Annotated in this window: 3 protein-coding genes; 2 read left to right on the forward strand and 1 reads right to left on the reverse strand. The window is 68.2% G+C overall.

Annotated features, from left to right (window positions below; all coding sequences use genetic code 11):
- Positions 1-89 precede the first annotated feature (89 nt).
- Positions 90-293 carry a hypothetical protein gene (locus tag DJ74_RS03765; RefSeq protein WP_094522056.1) on the forward strand — a complete coding sequence of 68 codons (204 nt, stop codon included), beginning with the start codon at positions 90-92 and terminating at the stop codon, positions 291-293.
- Between the two features lie 609 nt (positions 294-902).
- Here the strand turns inward: DJ74_RS03765 and mdh are convergent.
- The gene (gene mdh / locus DJ74_RS03770) at positions 903-1,817 is read right to left on the reverse strand and encodes a malate dehydrogenase (protein WP_094522055.1); all 915 of its coding nucleotides are present in this window, start codon (positions 1,815-1,817) and stop codon (positions 903-905) included.
- A 183-nt stretch (positions 1,818-2,000) separates the two neighbouring features.
- Between mdh and DJ74_RS03775 the strand changes: the two genes are divergently transcribed.
- On the forward strand, positions 2,001-2,462 hold a 462-nt coding region (locus tag DJ74_RS03775; RefSeq protein WP_094526408.1), incomplete at its 3' end, for a hypothetical protein.

Genomic DNA, 2,462 nt, shown 5'->3' on the forward strand with positions numbered 1-2,462 from the left:
TTCTTAACTTAACATCACCCGCCGACCCCGTTATCACCCGTGAGAGCCCGACGCGAACGCTTATGTTCCGTGTTGAGGAACCGACAGCTATGAGCGAGGCACAGACGCTCGCGATCATCGCCGGCGGCGTCGGCGGTTCGGTCGGCGCGTTCGTCGGCGTCGCGGTCGGCGGGAGCGCGCTCTCGACGACGCTCACGACGCTCGTCGTCGCGCTGCTGGTCGGCGGCGGCGTGGTCGCGAGCGCGGTCATCGCCGGCGACGTGGAGTTCTTCGCGAACGCCGACGGCGAATAGGAGGAGTAGGAACTCTGAGTCGATTGTTTATAAGTGGAGAGTTGCAGATCGGCGGTGAAACACCTCTAAAGCCCCAGCCGCTCGGCTATACGTGAGCGATGACTACGGATCGGCAGAGAACATCTCCAAAGCCCCAGCCGCTCGGCTGTACGTGAGCGATGACTACGGATCGGCAGAGAACATCTCCAAAGCCCCAGCCGCTCGGCTATACGTGAGCGATGACTGCGGATCGGCAGAGAACATCTCCAAAGCCCCAGCCGCGAGGGCTCGCGCGGCTCGCTGCGCGCTTCAGTCGCTCGCTACGCTCGCTCCTTGCAGTGCTTCCGTCGCCGTGCTTCGCCCTCGCGACTGCCGCTTTGAGTCCCACCCGTACCGCAACCGCGGCCTCACGCCTCCCCAGCCTCGTCGCTCGCTTCGCTCGCTCCTCCCTCGCGCACGCTCCTCGCGGCCGCCGATGGCGGCCGCTCGGGGGCGCGCGCCACCGCGGTCCTGAGTTCCGATCGATCACCACCGTCACTCAGGACTACTTATAAACCAGGTCGACAGTCTGCGGGTCGGTTTAAAAAGCAGAATGGAGACTGCGGCGTCGACCGCGGTGTCGGGCGCGCCTCAGGCGATCTTCTCGTACTGCTCGGAGAGCTTCTCCGCGGCCTCGTCGAGCAGGTCGGCCTCGTACTCGTCGAGGTCCCACTCGACGACCTCCTCGACGCCGTTCGAACCGAGCTTCGCGGGGACGCCGAGCGCGGTGTCCTCGTAGCCGAACTCGCCGTCGAGCACGACGGAGCAGGGGAGCACCTCGCCGGTGTCGTTCAGGATGGCCTCGACGGTGTGGGCGACGCCGGTGGCCGGGCCCCACTGCGTGGCGCCCTTCCGGCTGATCACGTCCATGGCGGACTCCTGGAGGTCCGCGAGGATCTCCTCCTTCTCGTCGGCGTCGAACTCGGGGTCGCGGCCGTCGACGCGCACCTTCGAGAAGGCGGGCGCCTGCGCGTCGCCGTGCTCGCCGAGGATCGTCGCCTCGACGTTCTTGACGGGCGCGTCGAAGCGCTCGGAGAGGACGTAGCGGAAGCGCGCGGAGTCGAGCCGCCCGCCGAAGCCGACGACCTCGTGGCGGTCGCGGTCGCCCGCCTCGTACAGGTGGCGGTTCAGGAGGTCGACCGGGTTGGAGGTGGTGACGGTGACGAAGTCGTCGTTGTGCTCGGCCAGCGACGAGCCGATGTCCTCCATGATGGGCGCGTTATCGCCCGCCAAGTCGATCCGGGTCTGCCCCTCCTTCCGCGGGATCCCGGCCGTGATCACGACGACGTCCGAGCCGGCGGTGTCCTCGTACTCGCCCTGCCGGACGGTCGTGTTCGAGTCGTAGGCGATCCCGTGGTTCGCGTCGGCCGCCTGCCCGATCGTCGTCTCCCGCTGATCCGGGATGTCGACGAAGACGAGATCGTCGACAACGTCGCGCAGCGCGAGGTTGTAGCCGGCCGCTGCCCCGACGGTCCCCGCCGCACCGATGACGCTAACTTTAGTCATACCGTCTGAAATCGCGGCCGGCCGGCGAGTAAACGTTTCGGAACGCCGTGATCGACGGTGCCGAGGGCGGGCGTCGACCTCGGCGACGCCGGGAACGACTCCGCGAGCCGCGTCGCGAACGGAGACGGCCCCGCGAGCCGCGTCGCGAAAACCCTAACTCGGGGCGCGACCCACTCTCACCCAGTGCCGACGTTCCGCTACCCGTGTCCCGGCTGCCGGACGACCAACAGCCTCCACGACGCCGACTGCGACTTCGAGGGCGTGAGCTGGCCGACCATCGAGAAGGCGTACACGGACCTGTTGACCGTTCTCACCGCCGAGCCCGACGGGATGGCCGAGTCAACGCTGCGCGAGGCGGTCCACGGGGAGTGGGGCGGGCTCCGCAAGGCCGCGCTCGACGCCTTGGAACGGGAACAGCGCGTCGTGGAGGAAGGCGGTCGCCTCCGCCTCCTCACCGCCGCCGAGTTCAAGGAGCTCGTCTCGGAGCCGACCCGCGACCCCATGCGGACCGTCTACGAGCACGGCTCCGTCCCGGGCTGTCACGACAACGCCGTCTTCGCGATGGTCGCGTGGTACGAGATGGTCGGGCTCTCGTGGCCCGAGACCCGCGAGAACGTGGTCGAGTGGCTCCGCGAGTCCGGCGCG

This window comes from Halorubrum sp. Ea8 (genome assembly GCF_002252925.1).
Classification (GTDB): Archaea; Halobacteriota; Halobacteria; order Halobacteriales; family Haloferacaceae; genus Halorubrum.

Excerpts from the sequence above, each read along its gene's own strand:
- DJ74_RS03765 (WP_094522056.1), top strand. The coding sequence starts at position 90 with ATGAGCGAGGCACAGACGCTCGCGATCATCGCCGGCGGCGTCGGCGGT.
- mdh (WP_094522055.1), bottom strand. The coding sequence starts at position 1,817 with ATGACTAAAGTTAGCGTCATCGGTGCGGCGGGGACCGTCGGGGCAGCG.